Below are 20,331 nucleotides of genomic sequence, written 5' to 3' on the forward strand. Positions count from 1 at the left end.
TTCACCCAAGTCAGAGAACGTTATGTCTCCATCTCGCCCGGTGTTTCGTAATCGCCTGTTACCCTATTTGCTGGTGCTGCCGCAACTCCTGATCACCGCTATTTTCTTTGTCTGGCCAGCGGGTGAAGCGTTGTGGTATTCACTGCAAAACCTGGATCCTTTCGGCATCTCCAGCACCTTTGTGGGTCTGGCGAACTTTGAACGGCTCTTTTCCGACGGGCTTTATCTGGACACCTTCTGGACCACCATCAAGTTCAGCAGCATGGTCGCCTTTTTTGGCATGGTGTCCTCATTGCTCCTGGCGGCGCTGGTGGACTACGTCGTACGCCTGCGCAAGCTCTATCAGATGTTGCTGCTGTTGCCTTATGCGGTGGCACCGGTGATCGCGGCCGTATTGTGGATGTTCCTGTTCAGTCCCGGACTGGGGTTGCTGAGCTACCTGCTTAACCACATGGGCTATAACTGGAACTTCGCACAGAACAGCGGCCAGGCCATGTTCCTGGTGGTGCTGGCTTCAGTGTGGCAGCAGATGAGCTACAACTTCCTGTTCTTTTTTGCCGCGTTACAGTCGATACCAAAGTCGCTGGTCGAAGCCGCCGCCATTGATGGGGCAGGGCCGGTGCGTCGGTTCTTCTCTATTTCGCTTCCGTTGATTACCCCGGTGAGTTTTTTCCTGCTGGTGGTCAACCTGATTTATGCCTTCTTCGATACGTTCCCGGTCATTGATGCCGCGACAGGCGGTGGCCCGGTCCAGGCGACGACGACGCTCATCTATAAGATTTATCGTGAAGGCTTTACCGGTCTGGATCTCTCCTCATCTGCTGCGCAGTCCGTGGTGTTGATGCTGTTGGTTATCGCGCTGACCGTCATTCAGTTCCGCTTCGTCGAGCGTAAGGTGCAATATCAATGATTGAAAATCGTCGCGGGCTGGACATTTTCAGCCATGTCGTCCTGGTGCTGGGTATCCTGACCATCCTGTTTCCACTCTATGTGGCTTTTGTGGCCGCCACGCTGGATAACGACGCCGTCTATAACGTCCCGATGACGCTGATTCCCGGTACTCACCTGTGGGAAAACATTTCGCATATCTGGACGCAGGGCGTGAACGGCAACGGTCCGGCCTTTAGCCTGATGCTGATGAACAGCGTTATCATGGCGCTGGGCATCACCGTCGGTAAGATTCTGGTGTCGATTCTGTCCGCTTTTGCCCTGGTGTGGTTTCGCTTCCCCCTGCGCTCACTGTTCTTCTGGATGATCTTTATCACCCTGATGCTGCCGGTCGAAGTGCGCATTTTCCCAACGGTGCAGGTGATTGCCGATCTCAATATGCTGGACAGCTACAGCGGCCTGACACTGCCCTTGATGGCCTCCGCGACGGCCACTTTCCTGTTCCGGCAGTTCTTTATGTCGTTGCCGGATGAGCTTATTGAAGCCGCGCGCATTGACGGTGCCAGCGCGATGCGTTTTTTCTGGGACATCGTGCTGCCCTTGTCAAAAACCAATCTGGCGGCGCTGTTCGTTATCACGTTTATCTATGGCTGGAACCAGTACCTCTGGCCATTATTAATCATTGATAACGCCAGCCTGGGCACGGCCGTGGCGGGGATCAAAAGCATGATTTCTACCAGCGGTTCGCCAACGCAGTGGAACGAAGTCATGGCCGCAATGTTATTAACCCTGATTCCACCCGTGGTGGTGGTGTTTGTTATGCAGCGCGCCTTCGTGCGTGGTCTGGTTGAGAGTGAGAAATAGTGATGGCAGGCGTAACCCTTCAGGCGGTGACCAAATCTTACGACGGTAAAAATCAAATCATCCAGCCGCTCAACGTCACGATCAATGACGGCGAGTTTATGGTGATGGTAGGCCCTTCGGGTTGTGGCAAATCCACGCTGTTGCGCATGGTGGCCGGACTGGAGCGCGTCACGTCCGGCGATATTTATATCGCCGATAAACGCGTCACGCATGAGGAGCCCAAGGATCGCGGCATTGCCATGGTGTTCCAGAACTACGCACTTTATCCCCATATGTCCGTCGAAGAAAATATGGCTTACGGCCTCAGAATTCGTGGGATGAGTAAAGAGCATATTCGCCAACGCGTGCTGGATGCGGCACGGAGCCTGGAGCTGGATCATCTGTTAACGCGCCGTCCACGTGAGTTATCCGGTGGACAGCGCCAGCGCGTGGCCATGGGGCGTGCCATCGTGCGTGAACCCGCCGTATTTTTGTTCGACGAGCCGCTCTCTAACCTGGATGCGCGCCTGCGCGTACAAATGCGCCTTGAGCTTCAGCAACTGCATCGCCGTCTGCAAACGACCAGCTTATATGTGACGCACGATCAGGTTGAAGCGATGACGCTGGCCCAGCGCGTGATGGTGATGAACAAAGGCGTGCTGGAACAGATTGGCACGCCGGTCGATGTTTACGAGCGCCCGGCCAGCCTGTTTGTGGCCTCCTTTATGGGTTCCCCCGCGATGAGTCTGATACAGGGCAATTTCAGCGAAGATGGCGCGCGCTTTGTGGTTGATGCGTCCCACGCTATTCCGGTGGGCGAGGGCAAAGCCAAATGGGCCAATCGCCCCGTGGTGCTTGGTATCCGGCCCGAACATGTTCAACTCAGTAGCCAGCAGCAGGGCGGCATTCCCTTCCGTGTTGAGACGCTTGAGATGCTGGGTGCCGACAATCTGGCACACGGTCGCATCGGTGAGGCACGTTTAGTGGTACGCTTACCCCATAGCGAGCGCCCGGAAGCAGGCAGCACCCTGTGGCTGCATCTGCCTGTTGAGGCGTTACATTTCTTCGATTCAAGTCACGGGAAGCGTCTGGAATGAGTGAAAAGCAATGGCCCTATCCGCGCATTGTCGCCCATCGTGGTGGTGGCAAGCTGGCACCTGAAAATACCCTTGCTGCAATTGACGTTGGCGTAAAATACGGACATCTGATGATTGAGTTTGATGCCAAACTCTCGGCAGATGCGCACATTTTTCTGCTGCATGACGATACGTTAGATCGCACCAGCGACGGCTGGGGCATTGCGGGCGAGCTCCCGTGGGACAAGCTGTCGCAGCTTGATGCGGGCGGTTGGTTCAGCGCGGCCTTTCAGGGCGAAAAGCTGGCCCGACTGGATGAGGTCGCGGCACGCTGCCGTCAGCATGGTTTGATGGCCAATATCGAAATTAAACCGACCACAGGGACCGACGCCGAAACCGGACGCGCCATTGCGCAGGCCGCTGCCACGCTGTGGCAGGGGCAACCTCTTCCTCTGCTCTCCTCGTTCTCCTTTGTGGCACTGGAAGCGGCCATGCAGGCCGAACCACAACTACCGCGCGGCCTGTTGTCTCATCACTGGGATAACGCATGGCAGGAGAAGACGCGGGCGCTGGACTGCACTTCAATTCACCTGAATCACAAGGTCCTCACTGAAGCCAGAGTCGCTGAGCTGAAAGAGGCCGATCTGCGTATTTTGGTGTATACCGTGAACAGCCCGGAACGGGCAAGGACATTACTGAAATGGGGCGTCGATGCCATCTGTACCGACAGCATCGACAGCATTGGCCCCGATTTTCACTAGTTCATATTCTGTTGGTTCTGCTGCTGGCCCGGCTGCGATTTGATCACGCGCTGCTGGGCACTATCCCGCTGCTCCTGCAACTTCCGCTGTACGTCCTGATTCTGACGCTGCTGGTCCTGCTGTAACTTCGTCTGCTGTTGCTGCGACTGGTTAAGCATCTGGGTCTGCATGCGTTGCTGGCTGGGATTATAGCCAGGCTTGTTGGGATCATTCGTGCTGTTCAGCATGTTCGCCATGCCGGTTAACGGCAGCAGGGCGGCGAAAACCATAAGCCACTTTTTCATTTTAATCCTCCAGTAAACGACCGGTGCTGTGTGTGCATGCCTGAAGCAGGTCATGTGGTCGTTAGCGTAAGTTTATGCGCTGGTTCAGATTACTGCTCCAGGAGTGCACTGAATTTGTGTTAATCCTTGATATTCGGCTTTGTTTGTAGTCAGTTACATAAAGGATAAAGAAATGTAAATAACCGTGAAGGTGGGAACGGAATGATGATGCAAGCCAGGTTACGCCAGCTGAGCTGGTCATTACTAATGAGTTTTACTGTTGTTACGGGGGCAAATGCCGCCCCGGTTCAGGCGCCGCCCGTCTCCTATGGCGTGGACAGTGATACGTTTCATCCGGTCAAAGCCCATAACGGCATGGTGGCGTCAGTCGATGCGCTGGCCACCAATGTGGGCGTGGATATCCTGCGTCAGGGCGGTAACGCGGTCGATGCCGCTGTGGCGGTTGGCTTCGCGCTGGCAGTGACGCATCCGCAGGCGGGCAACCTGGGCGGCGGTGGATTTATGCTGTTGCGAACGGCATCAGGACAGACCGCGGCGATCGATTTTCGTGAAATGGCCCCGGCGACGGCCACGCGCGATATGTTCCTGGACAAGCAAGGCAACGCCGACAGTAAGCTTTCTCTAACGTCACCGCTGGCTTCAGGCACGCCTGGCACCGTGGCTGGCTTTGCGCTGGCGGTGAACAAATACGGTACGCTGCCGCTGAATAAACTGCTGGCACCTGCCATCAAACTGGCGCGCGACGGGTTTATCGTGAATGATGCGCTGGCGGACGATCTTAACACCTATGGCAAGGAAGTCCTGCTCGCCCATCCCAACAGTAAAGCTATTTTCTTCAAACCGGATGGCACGCCCTGGCTGAAAGGCGAACGTCTGGTACAAAAGAATCTGGCTCACAGCCTGCAGTTGATCGCACAACAAGGCCCGGATGCGTTTTATAAAGGCAAGATTGCCGATCAGATTGCGGCCGAGATGGCGCAGCATGGCGGCCTGATAACGAAAGCCGATCTCGCGGCCTATCATGCGGTGGAGCGTAAGCCGATCAGCGGCACTTACCGGGGCTATGAGGTCTTCTCGATGCCACCACCCTCATCGGGCGGTATTCATATCGTGCAGATCCTGAATATCCTGGAAAATTTCGATCTGGGAAAAATGGGTTTTGGCAGCGCCGACGCCATGCAGGTCATGGCTGAAGCAGAGAAGTATGCCTATGCGGATCGCTCGGAGTATCTTGGCGATCCAGACTTCGTCAAAGTCCCGTGGCAGGCGCTGACCAGCAAAGCCTATGCCAAATCGCTGGCACAGCAAATCGATCTGGCGAAGGCACGGCCATCCAGTGATATTAAGCCCGGTAAACTGGCCCCTTACGAAAGTAATCAAACCACTCACTTCTCTGTGGTGGACAAAAGCGGCAATGCGGTTGCGGTCACCTACACCTTAAACACTAACTTCGGCAGTGGCATCGTAGCGGGTAACAGCGGCATTCTGATGAACAACCAGATGGATGATTTCTCGGCCAAACCGGGCACGCCGAATGTATATGGGCTGGTGGGCGGGGAAGCCAACGCGGTGCAGGCTGGAAAACGTCCGTTATCCTCAATGTCACCGACTATCGTTGCGAAGGACGGAAAAACCTGGCTGGTTACCGGTAGCCCGGGCGGCAGTCGCATTATCACCACGGTATTACAAATGGTCGTGAACAGCATTGATTACGGCATGAACGTGGCAGAGGCGACCAATGCGCCGCGTTTCCATCATCAGTGGCTGCCCGATCAGTTACGGGTTGAGAAGGGCTTCAGCCCGGATACGTTGCGCTTACTCGAAGCGAAAGGGCAACACGTTAAAGTGCAACCGGCCATGGGCAGTACACAAAGTATTATGATTGGTCCTGACGGTACGCTGTACGGAGCGTCTGATCCCCGCACGGTGGGCGATCTGAGTGCCGGTTATTAATATCGGTGGGCAGCCTTCTGGCTGCCCGTTTCGTTATGCTTTGATACGCGCCATAAAATGCGCATCTGTCATGTTCCCCTCGCGTATCGCATAGCCCTGCGCGGTGCCTTCAATTCGGAAACCGAACTGCTGGTACAGCGCGATTGCTTTGTGATTGTCAGCAAAGACAGTCAGTTCAATGCGCGTCACCTGAAGCCAGTTGTCGCAAAGATCGACCATTGCCGCCATCAAAGCTTTGCCCACCCCGCGTCGATGAAACGCCGGATCAACGCCCATCCCTATGCTGGCGCAGTGTCGCCGCCGTGCTGTCGTAACGCCTTCAAGCGTGAGTTGCCCGACCACCTGCTCATCAATACAGGCTACCAACATATGCACACCGGCGCGTGGACTGGCCAGTTTTTGCTCCCATAGTGAGGGCGAGGGATAGGGCAGGTGCAGGGTTGCGGCCTGGGTTTCAGGCTGGCTGTAAAGACGAGTTAACGCGGGGGCATCAGCCGGGACAGCATGGCGAATCATCACTGAAGGCATGGCGGTTATCCTTATGAGTGCGTGGTAAACCCTTTAAACATCAGGGGATTTACGTCAGGCGTCAACAGAAATAATACACAAAAGCGCTTTACAGACGAGAATGATAATGATTATTATTGTCATGCCTTCTGGATGTTGTCGAGACGTCAGAAAGCACGACATTGCTCACATTGCTTCCAGTATTATTTAGCCAGCCGGGTGCTGGCTTTTTTTTTGCACGCCCGCCCTGCTTTCCTTCAGTTCCGTTCAACAACCCCTTGCCAGTGGTTCATAATTTTTGAACAGAGAGGTGAAGTTTTTCAACTATCAATCTTTCTCACCTGATACCAAACTATAAAAAACAGTGAGGAGATTTGAACATGATCTATTTACGTAAAGCTGAAGAACGTGGCCACGCTAATCATGGCTGGCTGGACAGCTGGCACACCTTCTCGTTTGCCAACTATTACGATGCAAATTTTATGGGCTTCTCAGCCCTGCGGGTGATTAATGAAGATGTGATCGATCCCGGCCAGGGATTTGGTACGCATCCGCATAAAGACATGGAAATTTTGACCTATGTCCTGTCGGGTACCGTGGAACACCAGGACAGCATGGGCAACAAGGAACAGATTCCCGCGGGTGAGTTCCAGATCATGAGTGCAGGTACCGGCGTACGTCATTCAGAATACAACGCCAGCAAAACAGAACCGCTGCATCTTTACCAAATCTGGATCATTCCAGAGCGCACGGGGATTGAGCCGCGTTACGATCAGCGTCGCTTTCCGGATGTGCAGGGTCGCCAGTTTATCCTCACCCCGGATGCCCGTGACGGTTCGCTCAAAGTCTGGCAGGACATGACGCTATCGCGCTGGGTATTTGCGGCAGGCGAAAGCGACAGCGTGACCATTGAGCCGGGACGCCGTATCTGGATTCAGGTTGTCAAAGGCGACGTGAAGGTGAACGGGCAATCCGCGTCAAACAGTGATGCCTTTGCCGTTTGGGACGAAACTGGCCTGACGCTTGAAGCCGACAGCGCGGCCGAAGTGTTGTTGTTTGACCTGCCGCCGGTCTGAGCCTGAAGGGGGCGAGCCTGTCTCGCCCCATTAGCAATCTGCCTGTAAAAAAGTGGTAGACTCGTCGTCATGTGCTTTCAGCGAGATCCAGGCGCTTACGATGAAGAAGAAAAGACCGGTTTTACAGGACGTTGCCGATCGTATCGGTATCACCAAAATGACTGTCAGTCGTTATCTGCGCAATCCTGAGCAGGTGTCGGCTGCGCTGGGGGAGAAGATCGCCGTTGCGCTGGATGAGTTGGGTTACATCCCCAATCGCGCCCCCGATATGCTGTCCAACGCGACCAGCCGCGCCATCGGCGTGTTGCTGCCCTCGCTGACCAATCAGGTGTTCGCCGATGTTCTGCGGGGAATCGAAGCGGTGACGGATGAAGCCGGTTACCAGACGCTGGTGGCACACTTTGGTTATAACCCGGAAAAAGAGGAGCGCCAGCTGCGGTCGCTGCTTGGCTGGAACATCGATGGCGTGATTCTGACCGAACGCACACATACAGCAGGGACGTTACGCATGCTGGAGGTGGCCGGTATTCCGGTGATTGAAATGATGGACAGCGTTACGCCCTGTCTGGATATGGCGGTAGGCTTTGACAACGTCGAAGCCGCCCGGCAAATGACGCTGGCGATTCTGAAAAAAGGACACCGTCATACCGTTTATCTGGGGGCGCGCCTGGATGAACGCACGCTGCAAAAGCAGCGGGGTTATGAAAGTGCCATGCGCGAAGCCGGATTAACGCCGCGCAGTGTCATGATGGAAGAAGCCTCCTCTTTCAGTGCCGGTGGCGAATTGCTCCGCGAAGCGCAGCGACGCTATCCTCAGACGGACAGCCTGTTCTGTACCAACGACGATTTGGCGGTGGGCGCGATGTTTGAGTGCCAGCGTCAGGGACTTCAGGTGCCTTCCCAAATGGCTATTGCCGGTTTTCACGGTCATGATATCAGTCAGGTGGTGACGCCTGCGCTGGCGACGGTTCTGACGCCGCGAGACCAAATAGGTCGTGAATCGGCCGCGTTGTTGCTGGCGCGCATTGCCGGCGAAAACCGGGTCAGCCAGCCGCTGGATATGGGATTTGCTATTGTGGAAGGCGGCAGTATCTGATTCGCGCAAATTTATGAGTCAGCTCACACTTTAAGGCTTCAGTCAGTAAAAAGGTTGCCAGAGTGTAATGTCACCAGGAGAATGATAAGCATCATTGTTATCGGTAACATGGCACATTGACTTGCCGGAGTAGAAAATGACGACGCAATCCACGCCACATCACGTTTTTATTTTGATGGGTGTTTCAGGCAGCGGCAAATCCGTTGTGGCAAACCGGGTCTCCCACCAGTTGAACACCGCTTTTCTCGATGGCGATTTTCTTCATCCCCGCGCCAATATCTTAAAGATGGCAGAAGGCCATCCGCTGGACGATAACGACCGTTTGCCATGGTTACAGGCATTGAATGACGCGGCGTTCGCCATGCAACGTACGCAGGCGATCTCCATCATCGTCTGCTCAGCGTTGAAAAAGCATTACCGCGATATGCTTCGACAGGGCAACGACAACCTGCGTTTTGTCTACCTGAAAGGGGATTTCGACACCATCGAATCGCGTCTGAAAGCGCGCAAAGGGCACTTCTTTAAGCCGCAAATGCTGGTAACACAATTTGCGACGCTGGAAGAGCCGGGTGCGGATGAAACGGATGTGCTGGCTGTCGATATCACGCACTCCCTGGACGAGGTTGTAGCGGCAACGGTTGCAACCATTAAGGATGCAATCAATCAAGGCTAGACCATGAATACCGCGACACTTATTTTGACTGCAGCAGGCTCTGTCCTGCTGCTGCTTTTTCTGGTGATGAAAGCCCGGATGCATGCTTTTCTTGCCCTGATGTTGGTTTCTGTGGGCGCGGGTCTGTTGTCGGGCATGCCGCTGGATAAAATCGCGGAAACGATGCAGAAAGGCATGGGCGGCACGCTCGGTTTCTTAGCCATCGTCGTGGCGCTGGGTGCCATGTTTGGCAAGATCCTGCACGAAACCGGGGCGGTGGATCAGATTGCGATTCGCATGCTGAAAACCTTTGGCGAGAGCCGGGCGCATTTTGCCATGGGCATTGCCGGCTTAATCTGCGCGTTGCCGCTGTTCTTTGAGGTGGCCGTAGTGCTGCTGATTAGCATCGCATTCGCTGTCGCCAGGCGGACAGGGGATAACCTGGTCAGGCTGGTTATTCCCTTGTTTGCCGGTGTGGCGGCGGCGGCGGCCTTTTTGCTGCCGGGCCCTGCGCCCATGCTGTTAGCTTCGCAAATGCATGCGGATTTCGGCTGGATGATTTTGCTTGGGCTGTGTGCCGCTCTGCCGGGCATGCTGATTGCCGGGCCGTTGTTTGGCAATTTTATCGCGAAGCGCGTAACGTTCAGCGCACCACCGGAAGATCATCAGCCCGACGTTGATGCCGGCAAGCTGCCCTCTTTTGGCTTTAGCCTGGCGCTTATCCTGTTTCCACTTGTGCTGGTGGGACTGAAAACCATTGGTGCACGCTTTACCGCTGAGGGTTCTACACTTTACGAGTGGCTGGAATTCATCGGGCATCCCTTCATCGCGATTCTGCTGGCCTGTCTGGTCGCTATCTATGGCCTGGCGTACCGTCAGGGCATGGATAAAGAAAAAGTGATGCAGATTTGTGGCAGTGCGCTGCAGCCTGCGGGGATTATTTTGCTGGTAATAGGAGCGGGCGGCGTCTTTAAACAGGTGCTGGTTGATTCTGGCGTAGGGCCGGTACTGGGCAATGCCTTGACCGGTGCCGGGCTGCCGGTTGCCCTGGCCTGTTTTATTCTGTCCGGTGCGGTCCGGGTGATTCAGGGGTCGGCGACGGTGGCCTGCCTGACGACGGTGGGCTTGATCATGCCGGTGATAGAACCGTTGCATTACTCCGGCGCACAGCTGGCAGCCTTGTCCATCTGCATCGGCGGCGGTTCCATTATTATCAGCCATGTTAATGATGCGGGCTTCTGGTTGTTTGGCCGCTTCACCGGCGCGACCGAAGGTGAAACGCTCAAGACATGGACGCTGATGGAAACCATTTTAGGCACCGTGGGCGCGGTGGTCGGGATGATCGCCTTTACCCTGCTCACCTGAGCGATTTAACCCGGGCAACGCTGCCCGGGTTAACGCCGACAGCTATAGCTTCAGATACACACGAATCCCGTCTAAAAACATCTGCGTCGCCAGCATAATCAGGATCAATCCCATCAGGCGCTCCAGTGCGTTAACGCCTTTGTCCCCCAGCAGACGCAGAAACAGGCCCGATAACAGCAGGATCATCACCGTTACGCCCCAGGCGATGAGTAAGGCTCCAACCAGATGCGACATCTGGTTTGGATACTGGTGGGATAACAGCATCAGTGTCGCCAGCAGTGAAGGCCCCGCCACCAGTGGGATGGCCAGCGGCACCAGAAAGGGTTCTTCGCCCGCCGGTAACCCGGTACTGCTGCTTTCCGGTGAGGGGAAAATCATCTTAATAGCGATTAAAAACAGGATAACGCCACCGGAAATGGAGACAGTTTCGGTACGCAGATTAAGGAAGGCCAGAATGCGTTCGCCCGTGAATAAAAACAACAACATGATGATAAGGGCAATCAGCATTTCGCGAATAAGCACGACGCGCCGACGTTTGGGTTCCAGATGCTTTAAAACCGACATAAAAATCGGCAAATTGCCCAACGGATCCATTATTAACAACAATAATATTGTTGCTGAGATCATTTCAGTCATTCGTTTAACATCTTCTCGTTATAGATAAAGCCGGGTTATTAGCAGGGCTGCTGAAAAAGTTGGCCCGATTACATTAATTCACTTGCCAGAAAATCTGCATTTTGTAGAGTTAATCATCACAGGCAACGTTGATTATTACGCAGAGTGGCGTGAAAGTACCACGACACTTTTCCCTTCGATGAGAAAGTCAGGTGTTTATCACCCTGAAACGGATATGACATGAAGAATGTAGGTTTAGTGGGTTGGCGCGGTATGGTGGGTTCAGTGCTGATGTCCCGCATGAGTGAAGAACGTGATTTTGATGTAATCAATCCGGTCTTTTTCTCCACTTCACAACATGGTGAAGCGGCCCCGACGTTTGCGGGCAAACAGCAGGGAACATTGCAGGACGCCTTTGATATTGACGCGTTGAAGGCGCTGGATATCATCATTACTTGCCAGGGCGGCGACTATACCTCTGAGGTGTATCCGAAATTGCGTGCCAGTGGCTGGAATGGCTACTGGATTGATGCGGCGTCCACGCTGCGCATGAAAGACGATGCCATTATTATCCTGGATCCGGTTAACCATCAGGTTATTCGTCAGGGCATCGACAGCGGCATCAAAACTTTTGTTGGCGGCAACTGTACGGTGAGTCTGATGTTGATGTCACTGGGCGGCCTGTTCGCACATGATTTGGTTGAATGGGTCTCCGTGGCTACGTATCAGGCTGCGTCCGGGGGCGGTGCCCGTCACATGCGCGAGCTGCTCACACAGATGGGCATGCTGCACGATCACGTGGCGACCTCGTTGCAAAATCCTGCCTCTGCCATTCTGGATATCGAACGTAGCGTGACGGATTTCACGCGCTCTGGCACGTTGCCGACGGATAATTTCGGCGTGCCGTTAGCGGGCAGCCTGATTCCGTGGATCGACAAGCAGCTTGATAATGGCCAAAGCCGCGAAGAGTGGAAAGGACAGGCTGAGACTAACAAGATTCTGGCGACCCCGCGCGTCATTCCTGTCGATGGACTTTGCGTCCGTGTCGGTGCGCTGCGCTGTCACAGTCAGGCCTTCACGCTGAAACTTAAAAAGGATCTGCCGCTGGCCGAGATTGAGCAACTGCTGGCGTCCCATAATGAATGGGTAAAAGTCGTGCCTAACGATCGTGAAATCACTATGCGTGAACTGACGCCTGCGGCGGTAACGGGGACGCTGAACACGCCGGTCGGCCGTCTGCGCAAACTGAATATGGGACCAGAATACCTCTCGGCCTTTACCGTGGGCGATCAGCTACTGTGGGGTGCGGCTGAGCCGTTGCGCCGCATGTTACGTCTGTTGATCGACTAAATCTGAAAGACGAAAAAGACCGGGTTTTTCCGGTCTTTTTTCTACAAATCCCTGCAAACTGTTCTACCGTTACGATCACTAAGTGATCCGCTTCCCCTTTTTGCCTGTCCAGAAATAAATTTTTGCTGATCTGCTCTGTCAACGCTCGCCGCCAAGCTATGATTTAACAAGGGCGTGTAACAGACGGGCTGTTTTAATGTATTCACTAACTGGTTGTTGTGGCTGGTAAAGACAGACTTTTTTCGGTGCAAGCTGGCCGCGTTTTTTTTCAAAAGGCGCGTGGTTCCGTTCCGGCGTGTGAGCAGCATCCTGTCACACTGTTAACGCACACTCGGCAGTTGTCCGTTTTATGTCATGTTAAAGCGGCCAGGGAAATGTCGCCGTGGCTCACGGCTCACGGCGCGTAAGACAGGTGGCGAGTCCGGCAGGCCGTTGACCGCCTTTCGTCCATACGGCACGCAGGCATGATGATCGCGCCAAAAAAAGATACTGCATTTGAGTGAAGATTATGAGACATAAATTCGTTATGTATTAATATATTTTACTGTTTTTCATCATTGTGCAAGGGCGCTCACATACCGGCTCCGCGGTTGAAGTCGACGGTATACAGGAAAATCGTCCGAATGGCGCAGGATTGCATCAGGAACCGGACGGTAGGGAAAAGTCAAAATTATCTAATGTCTCGGAGTGCCGGATAGTCGTCTGGTGATACTGCGGGATTGGCATCAAGCAGACAGGCTTAATGCTTACTGGTTGTGATTTAAGGAGGCGCGTGGTGACAAGCGTTTTTTGCTGGCGCCCACGCCGCTGTACTCATGGCTCAATGAAGAGCAGCGCAAGAGATATGCGATAGCGCGTGCATCGTGGTCTTTTAGCCTGCCAACTATCACAGGAAGAAAGTCATGTCAGAGCTACCCGATCGCCAGGCGATCAATGCCCTTTTTGCGGGTAACTATTCCGACCCCTTTTCGCTGCTGGGGATGCATAAAACGGAAAACGGTCTTGAAGTGCGGGCGTTGCTCCCCGAGGCCCTTGAAGTCTGGGTTATCGAAACCTCCACAGGACGTAAGCTTGCTCAACTGAAATGCGATGACGCGCGCGGGTTTTTCAGCGGCGTTATTCCTCGTCGTAAGAATCCCTTTCGCTATCAACTGGCTGTGAACTGGCATGGTCAGCAAAACCTCATCGATGATGCTTACCGCTTTGGTCCTCTGTTGCAGGAGATGGATTTGTGGCTGCTGGCGGAAGGGACTCACCTTCGGCCTTATGAAACCCTGGGCGCGCACGGTGATGTGATTGATGGCGTCATCGGCACGCGTTTCTGCGTCTGGGCTCCTAATGCGCGTCGTGTCTCCGTTGTCGGTGATTTCAACTTTTGGGATGGCCGTCGCCATCCGATGCGTTTGCGCCAGGAAATGGGGGTCTGGGAGCTGTTTGTTCCTGGGGCCATTAACGGGCAGCTCTATAAATTTGAAATCATCGATGCGCAGGGTCAGTTGCGAATCAAAGCCGATCCCTATGCCTTTGAGGCGCAAATGCGGCCACAAACGGCCTCGATGATTTGTGGCCTGCCAGAAAAAGTCGAGATGTCAGAGGCCCGTAAAGCGGCCAATGGCTTCGACAAGCCTGTTTCTATTTACGAAGTTCACCTGGGATCGTGGCGCCGCCATACCGACAACAACTTCTGGCTCAGCTACAAAGAGCTGGCTGAGCAGCTGGTGCCTTACGTGAAAGAGATGGGGTTTACCCATATCGAATTGCTGCCCATCAATGAGCATCCTTTTGACGGCAGTTGGGGCTATCAGCCGCTGGGCATGTATGCGCCCACGCGCCGTTTTGGCACCCGGGATGATTTCCGTCACTTTATCGAGACGGCCCATGCAGCGGGACTCAACGTTCTGCTGGACTGGGTGCCAGGCCATTTCCCCAGCGATGACTTTGGCCTGGCGAAATACGATGGCACAGAACTGTACGAACACAGCGATCCGCGTGAAGGCTACCATCAGGACTGGAACACACTGATTTACAACTTTGGTCGCCGCGAAGTCAGTAACTATCTGTCAGGCAACGCGCTTTACTGGCTGGAACGTTTTGGTATTGATGGTCTGCGCGTGGATGCCGTTGCTTCAATGATCTATCGCGATTACAGCCGCGCCGAGGGCGAATGGATCCCCAATCAATATGGCGGTCGGGAAAATCTCGAAGCGATTAACTTCCTGCGCTACACCAACCGCACGCTGGGGCATGTTGCGCCCGGTACGGTGACGATGGCCGAAGAGTCTACCGATTATCCCGGCGTTTCACGTCCTCCTGAAAGCGGCGGCCTGGGATTCTGGTACAAATGGAATCTGGGCTGGATGCATGACACGCTCGACTACATGAAGCTCGATCCCGTTCATCGCCGTTACCATCACAACCTGATGAGCTTCGGCATCATGTACAACTACAGCGAAAACTTTGTCCTGCCGTTGTCCCACGACGAGGTAGTGCACGGTAAACGCTCTATCCTGGATCGCATGCCCGGCGACGCCTGGCAAAAATTTGCCAACCTCCGCGCCTACTACGGCTGGATGTGGGCGTTCCCGGGTAAAAAACTGCTGTTTATGGGCAACGAATTCGCACAGGGCAAAGAGTGGAACCATGATGTCAGCCTGGACTGGCATTTGCTGGAAGGGGAAGACAACTGGCACCACGGTGTGCAGCGTCTGGTGCGCGATTTGAACCATACCTACCAATATTACACCCCGCTTCATCAGCTTGATTTCGATCCGGCCGGATTCGAGTGGCTGGTGGTGGATGACGCCGAACATTCAGTTTTTGCCTTTGTGCGTCGCGATCGTGAAGGCAATGAAATCATTGTCGTCAGCAACTTTACGCCTGTACCGCGGCCGGGCTATCGCTTTGGCGTCAATCAGGCGGGCAGCTGGCGCGAAGTCATCAATACCGATCAGCATGACTATCACGGCAGCGACGTACGTAATCATCGTGTCCATACCGATCAGCAGGAAAGCCACGGTCGTCCCCAGTCACTGAGCCTGAACTTACCGCCGCTGGCGACGGTATGGTTGGTGCGGGAGGGAGAATGATTGTGCGTGCCGGACATCCCCACCCGCTGGGTGCCAGCTATGACGGGAAGGGCGTAAACTTTACGCTGTTTTCCCATCATGCTGAGCGCGTTGAACTCTGCCTGTTCGACGAGAACGGGCTTGAGCAGCGCGTTGAACTCCCTGCGCGTAGCGGCGATATCTGGCACGGTTATCTTCCGGGCGTCCAGCCCGGACAGCGCTATGGTTACCGGGTTTATGGCCCCTGGGCACCGCAGGCGGGGCATGTTTTCAATCCCGCCAGGCTGCTGGTCGATCCCTGTGCCAAAGCAGTGCTGGGCGACATCCCCGACGATCCGCGTTTCCACTGTGGCTACAGGGAGCCCGACACACGCGATAACGCGGCGCTGGCACCCAAATCTGTCGTGGTGATGGAGGATTTCGACTGGCAGGGAGATCAGGCACCGCGCACGCCATGGGGCAGCAGCGTGATTTATGAAGCCCATGTTCGCGGTTTGACCCAGCTGCATCCCGGTATTCCTGAGGCACTGCGTGGCACTTATGCCGCACTGGCGCATCCTGTGATGATCGATTACCTGCTCCAACTGGGCATTACGGCTATCGAGTTACTGCCTGTGGCCCACTTTGCCAGCGAGCCGCGCCTGTTGCGTCTGGGCTTAACCAACTACTGGGGCTATAACCCTTTTGCCCTCTGGGCGGTCGATCCCCGTTATGCTTCCGGCCAGGATGGGCTGTCTCCGCTGCAGGAGTTTCAGCAGACGGTGAAGCGCCTGCATGCTGCGGGCATCGAAGTGATCCTGGACGTGGTGTTTAACCATACGGCAGAACTGGATGAGACCGGGCCGACAATATCCTTTCGCGGCATCGACAATGCCAGCTATTACTGGCTCGACGACCGGGGCGGTTATCACAACTGGACTGGTTGCGGTAACACACTCAAACTGAGCCATCCTCAGGTCATGAACTGGATACTGGAGGCGTTGCGCTACTGGGTGCGCGTCTGCCACGTGGATGGCTTTCGCTTTGATCTGGCACCGGTTCTGGGGCGTGAGCCTGACTACCATCGCGACGCCGCGCTGTTCGAGGCCATACGCGCCTGCCCGATCCTGTCAACGGTCAAACTGATTGCCGAGCCCTGGGATATTGGCCCCAATGGTTATCAGGTAGGGAATTTCCCCGCACAGTTTGCTGAATGGAACGATCAGTTTCGTGATACGGCCCGCCGGACGTGGCTGCATGGGGATGTGACGATGGGGGATTTTGTCCGCCGGTTTGCCGCCTCAAGCGATCTTTTTCAGCACAATGGCCGCAAGCCCCATGCCAGCCTGAATATGATCACCGCGCATGATGGTTTCACGCTGCGCGATCTGGTGAGCTTCAGTCAAAAACATAATGAAGCCAACGGCGAACAAAACCGTGACGGACACGGTAACAATTACAGCCATAACCATGGTACAGAAGGATTGGTGGTTAGTGCGGATGTGGCCCAGCGCCGCAGGTGCAGCACGGAAGCGCTGCTGACGACGTTGTTGCTTGCTCAGGGCACACCGATGCTGCTGGCCGGGGACGAGCGTGGTCAAACCCAGCACGGCAACAATAACGCCTACTGCCAGGACAACCCACTGACCTGGCTCAAGTGGGACGATGAAGAAAAAGGCCTTGTCGACTTTACCGCATCGCTGATTCACCTGCGTAAGCGCATTCGGGCACTCACTGCGGATAGCTGGTGGCAGAACGAGGATGGCAATGTCGAGTGGCTGGATGACCAGGGTAAACCTGTGGATGAAGGCGGCTGGAAGCAGGGCATGCGCAGGTTGCAAATTCTGCTCTCTGGTTGCTGGTTAATAACAATAAATGCGACAGATACGCAATGTGATATCGCCTTACCAGACGGAGAATGGCACGTCCTTCCTCCTTTTACCGGGGAATGTAACCCCATCCGATTAACTGTCTGGCATGGTCCCGCACACGCTGTGTGTGTGTTCCAAAAGCAATGATAAGGAGTCAGACATGGTTAAATTAGAAAGAGCAGAACATCTTATGCTGGCGCGCCAGCTCCCTACACAAACCATCGCCCTTGTACTCGCTGGAGGACGCGGGACGCGCCTGGTGGATCTGACCGCCAAACGCGCCAAGCCCGCCGTTCATTTTGGCGGCAAATTCCGCATTATCGATTTTGCGCTCTCCAACTGTGTTAACTCCGGCATTCGCCGTATCGGCGTCATTACGCAGTATCAATCTCATACGTTAACTCAACATATTCAGCGTGGTTGGTCTATCTTCAACGAAGAGATGAATGAATTTGTTGATCTGCTTCCGGCTCAGCAGCGGTTTTCCACCGAGCACTGGTATCGCGGCACAGCGGATGCGGTGACCCAGAACCTCGACGTTATCCGGCGTTACAACGCGCAGTATGTGGTTATCCTGGCAGGCGATCACATCTACAAAATGGATTACTCCAGAATGCTGCTGGATCACGTGCTGAACGATGCCCGCTGCACGATCGCGTGTCTGCCGGTGCCCGTCGCAGAGGCGACCGCGTTTGGTGTGATGGCGGTTGACGAAAACAATAAAGTAATCGATTTCGTGGAGAAGCCGCCGAAGCCGCCAACCATGCCGGGCGATGACACAAAATCGCTCGCCAGCATGGGGATTTACGTTTTCGACGCCGAGTATCTCTATGGTTTGCTGGAGGACGATCTGCATCAGGCCGGTTCAAGCCACGATTTCGGCAAAGATATTTTGCCGAAGGTCGTAGAAAGTGGTGAGGGCTACGCCCATTCATTTGCGATCTCTTGTGTGCAAAACGATCACGAGGCTCCGCCTTACTGGCGGGATGTCGGTACGCTGGAGGCTTACTGGCGTGCGAACCTCGATTTGGCCTCGGTCACACCGGAACTGGATATGTACGACAGCAGCTGGCCGATTCGTACCCATATGGAACCCTTACCCCCGGCGAAGTTTGTCCAGGACCGTTCCGGTAGCCATGGTATGACAATGAATTCCCTGGTCTCTGGCGGCTGCATTATTTCGGGCTCGGTGGTCGTGAATTCGGTTATGTTTTCCCGCGTGCGGGTGAACTCATTTTGCAACATTGATTCAACGGTACTGCTGCCTGATGTGGTGGTTGGCCGATCCTGTCGTCTGCGCCGCTGCGTCATTGACCGCGCCTGTGTGTTGCCAGAAGGGATGGTGATTGGTGAAAACCCTGATGAAGACAGCCGCCGCTTTTTCCGTTCAGAAGAAGGCATTGTACTGGTGACCCGCGCCATGCTGGCCAAACTCAGTAGTGCGGGACAATAAACGACAAGCGGCACACAACCCATCGGCACGAGGATCGTGCCTGGTAACTTAATGAGGTCGAGGATGCAGGTTTTACATGTCTGTTCAGAACTTTTCCCGCTGTTGAAAACGGGCGGGCTGGCTGATGTAGTCGGGGCATTACCTCAGGCACAAATTGCGGGTGGAACAGATACGCGAGTGTTACTTCCCGCGTTTCCTGCATTACGTAAAGGAATACCGGATACGCAGTTGGTGGCGGAGTTGCAGACGTTTGCCGGGCCCGTTCGCTTACTGTTTGGGCAGTTTGATGGGGTAGGCATTTACCTTATTGATGCCCCTGATCTCTATGATCGTCCGGGTAGTCCTTATCATGATGAATCGCAGTTTGCCTACGTCGACAACTATTTACGCTTTGCTTTACTGGGGTGGATGGGCTGTGAGTTAGGCTGCGGTCTGGACAGCTACTGGCGGCCCGATATCGTTCACGCACACGACTGGCATGCAGGGCTGACCTGTGCCTATCTTGAAGCGCGTGGACGGCCTGCAAAATCCGTTTTCACCGTGCATAACCTGGCCTATCAGGGACTGTTTTCCGCGCATCATCTGGATCAGATTCAACTGCCACAATCCTTTTTTAATATGTACGGCCTGGAGTTTTTTGGACAGATCTCGTATCTGAAAGCGGGCCTGTTTTACGCAGATCATGTGACGGCCGTAAGCCCAACCTATGCGCATGAAATCACCACGCCCGAATACGGTTACGGCATGGAAACCCTGCTGGCCCAACGGATGCGCGAAGGGCGTTTAAGCGGTGTGTTAAATGGTGTCGATCCGGCAATCTGGGATCCCTCCCATGATCTGCTGCTGAGCTCACGCTATAACCGCGATACGCTGGAAGCCAAAGCGGAAAACAAGCGTCAGCTGCAGGTGGCGATGGGACTGAAGGTGGACGACAAAGCCCCCGTCTTTGCCGTGATCAGCCGCCTGACCCGGCAGAAAGGGCTGGATCTGGTACTGGAAGCGCTGCCCGGTTTGCTGGCTCAGGGCGGACAACTGGTGCTGTTAGGGCAGGGTGATGCCGAACTGCAACAGGGTTTTCTGGCCGCTGCGGCGGAACATCCCGGCAGTGTTGGCGTACAGATTGGCTACCACGAAGCGTTTTCGCATCGCATTGTTGGCGGCGCGGATGTCATCATGGTGCCAAGCCGCTTCGAGCCTTGTGGTCTGACACAGCTCTACGGACTGAAATATGGCACCCTGCCATTAGTGCGTCGCACGGGCGGCCTGGCCGATACGGTAAACGACAGTTCGCTGGAAAACCTGGCGGATGGTATTGCCAGTGGATTCAGTTTTGAAGACAGTAATGCCTGGTCTTTATTAAGGGCCATTCGTCGCGCGTTTGTGTTGTGGTCTCGCCCTTCACTGTGGCGTTATGTGCAGCGTCAGGCGATGGGGATGGATTTTAGCTGGCAGGTCGCCGCTCAAGCCTACCGCGATCTTTATCAACGTTTGTTGTAA

Annotated in this window: 17 protein-coding genes; 14 read left to right on the forward strand and 3 right to left on the reverse strand. The window is 54.8% G+C overall.

Annotated elements, in window-relative coordinates; genetic code table 11:
* Window positions 1-22 precede the first annotated feature (22 nt).
* From ugpA to ugpQ, 4 genes are read left to right on the forward strand one after another with little or no spacing between them, the layout of a single operon-like run.
* Window positions 23-910 (forward strand): sn-glycerol-3-phosphate ABC transporter permease UgpA, encoded by an 888-nt coding sequence (gene ugpA, locus C1N59_RS01575; protein ID WP_006121041.1) that lies wholly within the window; start codon window positions 23-25, stop codon window positions 908-910.
* A complete protein-coding gene (gene ugpE / locus C1N59_RS01580) occupies window positions 907-1,752 on the forward strand; it encodes a sn-glycerol-3-phosphate ABC transporter permease UgpE (protein WP_006121040.1) in 846 nt (281 codons plus the stop codon). The genes ugpA and ugpE overlap by 4 nt, the downstream gene beginning before the upstream one ends.
* A 2-nt stretch (window positions 1,753-1,754) precedes the next feature.
* Window positions 1,755-2,828, forward strand: coding sequence for a sn-glycerol-3-phosphate import ATP-binding protein UgpC (locus C1N59_RS01585; RefSeq protein ID WP_033738186.1), 1,074 nt, complete (start codon window positions 1,755-1,757; stop codon window positions 2,826-2,828).
* Complete coding sequence (gene ugpQ / locus C1N59_RS01590) at window positions 2,825-3,568, forward strand: glycerophosphodiester phosphodiesterase (protein WP_054686875.1); 744 nt, start codon at window positions 2,825-2,827, stop codon at window positions 3,566-3,568. The genes C1N59_RS01585 and ugpQ overlap by 4 nt, the downstream gene beginning before the upstream one ends.
* Here the strand turns inward: ugpQ and C1N59_RS01595 are convergent.
* On the reverse strand, window positions 3,565-3,852 hold the full coding sequence (locus tag C1N59_RS01595; protein ID WP_033738183.1) for a DUF2756 domain-containing protein: 288 nt from the start codon (window positions 3,850-3,852) through the stop codon (window positions 3,565-3,567). The two genes, ugpQ and C1N59_RS01595, sit on opposite strands and share 4 nt — an antisense overlap.
* Before the next feature lie 207 nt (window positions 3,853-4,059).
* Here C1N59_RS01595 and ggt point away from each other — a divergent pair, with 207 nt between their 5' ends.
* Window positions 4,060-5,805, forward strand: a complete 1,746-nt coding sequence (gene ggt, locus C1N59_RS01600) for a gamma-glutamyltransferase (protein WP_394550767.1) — start codon at window positions 4,060-4,062, stop codon at window positions 5,803-5,805.
* Window positions 5,806-5,838: 33 nt separating this feature from the next.
* On the opposite strand, the gene C1N59_RS01605 is transcribed toward ggt, so the two are convergent.
* Window positions 5,839-6,333, reverse strand: a complete 495-nt coding sequence (locus C1N59_RS01605; RefSeq protein WP_058701431.1) for a GNAT family N-acetyltransferase — start codon at window positions 6,331-6,333, stop codon at window positions 5,839-5,841.
* Between the two features lie 359 nt (window positions 6,334-6,692).
* Here C1N59_RS01605 and C1N59_RS01610 point away from each other — a divergent pair, with 359 nt between their 5' ends.
* From C1N59_RS01610 to gntU, 4 genes are all read left to right on the forward strand, one after another.
* Window positions 6,693-7,388, forward strand: a complete 696-nt coding sequence (locus C1N59_RS01610; RefSeq protein ID WP_033738177.1) for a pirin family protein — start codon at window positions 6,693-6,695, stop codon at window positions 7,386-7,388.
* 100 nt (window positions 7,389-7,488) lie between these two features.
* Window positions 7,489-8,484, forward strand: a complete 996-nt coding sequence (gntR, locus tag C1N59_RS01615; RefSeq protein ID WP_058708185.1) for a gluconate operon transcriptional repressor GntR — start codon at window positions 7,489-7,491, stop codon at window positions 8,482-8,484.
* A gap of 136 nt (window positions 8,485-8,620) precedes the next feature.
* On the forward strand, window positions 8,621-9,157 hold the full coding sequence (gene gntK, locus C1N59_RS01620) for a gluconokinase (protein ID WP_006121033.1): 537 nt from the start codon (window positions 8,621-8,623) through the stop codon (window positions 9,155-9,157).
* Window positions 9,158-9,160: 3 nt separating this feature from the next.
* On the forward strand, window positions 9,161-10,501 hold the full coding sequence (gene gntU, locus C1N59_RS01625) for a gluconate transporter (RefSeq protein ID WP_039342707.1): 1,341 nt from the start codon (window positions 9,161-9,163) through the stop codon (window positions 10,499-10,501).
* Window positions 10,502-10,543: 42 nt separating this feature from the next.
* Here the strand turns inward: gntU and C1N59_RS01630 are convergent, their stop codons facing one another.
* Complete coding sequence (locus C1N59_RS01630; RefSeq protein WP_006121032.1) at window positions 10,544-11,137, reverse strand: YhgN family NAAT transporter; 594 nt, start codon at window positions 11,135-11,137, stop codon at window positions 10,544-10,546.
* A gap of 219 nt (window positions 11,138-11,356) precedes the next feature.
* On the opposite strand from C1N59_RS01630, the gene asd reads away from it, so the two are divergent.
* From asd to glgA, 5 genes are all read left to right on the forward strand, one after another.
* Complete coding sequence (gene asd, locus C1N59_RS01635) at window positions 11,357-12,466, forward strand: aspartate-semialdehyde dehydrogenase (RefSeq protein ID WP_033738171.1); 1,110 nt, start codon at window positions 11,357-11,359, stop codon at window positions 12,464-12,466.
* Window positions 12,467-13,368: 902 nt separating this feature from the next.
* Complete coding sequence (gene glgB, locus C1N59_RS01640) at window positions 13,369-15,552, forward strand: 1,4-alpha-glucan branching enzyme (protein WP_033738170.1); 2,184 nt, start codon at window positions 13,369-13,371, stop codon at window positions 15,550-15,552.
* Entirely contained in the window at window positions 15,549-17,528 is a 1,980-nt protein-coding gene (glgX, locus tag C1N59_RS01645) for a glycogen debranching protein GlgX (RefSeq protein ID WP_394550220.1), read from the forward strand. Before glgB ends, glgX begins: the two co-directional genes overlap by 4 nt.
* A gap of 13 nt (window positions 17,529-17,541) precedes the next feature.
* On the forward strand, window positions 17,542-18,834 hold the full coding sequence (gene glgC, locus C1N59_RS01650; RefSeq protein ID WP_033738167.1) for a glucose-1-phosphate adenylyltransferase: 1,293 nt from the start codon (window positions 17,542-17,544) through the stop codon (window positions 18,832-18,834).
* Between the two features lie 63 nt (window positions 18,835-18,897).
* Window positions 18,898-20,331 carry a glycogen synthase GlgA gene (gene glgA / locus C1N59_RS01655; protein ID WP_033738165.1) on the forward strand — a complete coding sequence of 478 codons (1,434 nt, stop codon included), beginning with the start codon at window positions 18,898-18,900 and terminating at the stop codon, window positions 20,329-20,331.

This window comes from Pantoea sp. SGAir0183, assembly GCF_043545505.1.

Bases quoted from the DNA above. Each gene is read 5' to 3' on its own strand.
- glgC (WP_033738167.1), top strand. From the start codon at position 17,542: ATGGTTAAATTAGAAAGAGCAGAACATCTTATGCTGGCGCGCCAGCTC.
- gntR (WP_058708185.1), top strand. From the start codon at position 7,489: ATGAAGAAGAAAAGACCGGTTTTACAGGACGTTGCCGATCGTATCGGT.
- ugpA (WP_006121041.1), top strand. From the start codon at position 23: ATGTCTCCATCTCGCCCGGTGTTTCGTAATCGCCTGTTACCCTATTTG.
- C1N59_RS01630 (WP_006121032.1), bottom strand. From the start codon at position 11,137: ATGACTGAAATGATCTCAGCAACAATATTATTGTTGTTAATAATGGAT.
- ggt (WP_394550767.1), top strand. From the start codon at position 4,060: ATGCAAGCCAGGTTACGCCAGCTGAGCTGGTCATTACTAATGAGTTTT.
- glgB (WP_033738170.1), top strand. From the start codon at position 13,369: ATGTCAGAGCTACCCGATCGCCAGGCGATCAATGCCCTTTTTGCGGGT.
- glgA (WP_033738165.1), top strand. From the start codon at position 18,898: ATGCAGGTTTTACATGTCTGTTCAGAACTTTTCCCGCTGTTGAAAACG.
- ugpE (WP_006121040.1), top strand. From the start codon at position 907: ATGATTGAAAATCGTCGCGGGCTGGACATTTTCAGCCATGTCGTCCTG.
- C1N59_RS01605 (WP_058701431.1), bottom strand. From the start codon at position 6,333: ATGCCTTCAGTGATGATTCGCCATGCTGTCCCGGCTGATGCCCCCGCG.
- C1N59_RS01595 (WP_033738183.1), bottom strand. From the start codon at position 3,852: ATGAAAAAGTGGCTTATGGTTTTCGCCGCCCTGCTGCCGTTAACCGGC.
- glgX (WP_394550220.1), top strand. From the start codon at position 15,549: ATGATTGTGCGTGCCGGACATCCCCACCCGCTGGGTGCCAGCTATGAC.
- C1N59_RS01610 (WP_033738177.1), top strand. From the start codon at position 6,693: ATGATCTATTTACGTAAAGCTGAAGAACGTGGCCACGCTAATCATGGC.
- gntU (WP_039342707.1), top strand. From the start codon at position 9,161: ATGAATACCGCGACACTTATTTTGACTGCAGCAGGCTCTGTCCTGCTG.
- ugpQ (WP_054686875.1), top strand. From the start codon at position 2,825: ATGAGTGAAAAGCAATGGCCCTATCCGCGCATTGTCGCCCATCGTGGT.
- gntK (WP_006121033.1), top strand. From the start codon at position 8,621: ATGACGACGCAATCCACGCCACATCACGTTTTTATTTTGATGGGTGTT.
- C1N59_RS01585 (WP_033738186.1), top strand. From the start codon at position 1,755: ATGGCAGGCGTAACCCTTCAGGCGGTGACCAAATCTTACGACGGTAAA.
- asd (WP_033738171.1), top strand. From the start codon at position 11,357: ATGAAGAATGTAGGTTTAGTGGGTTGGCGCGGTATGGTGGGTTCAGTG.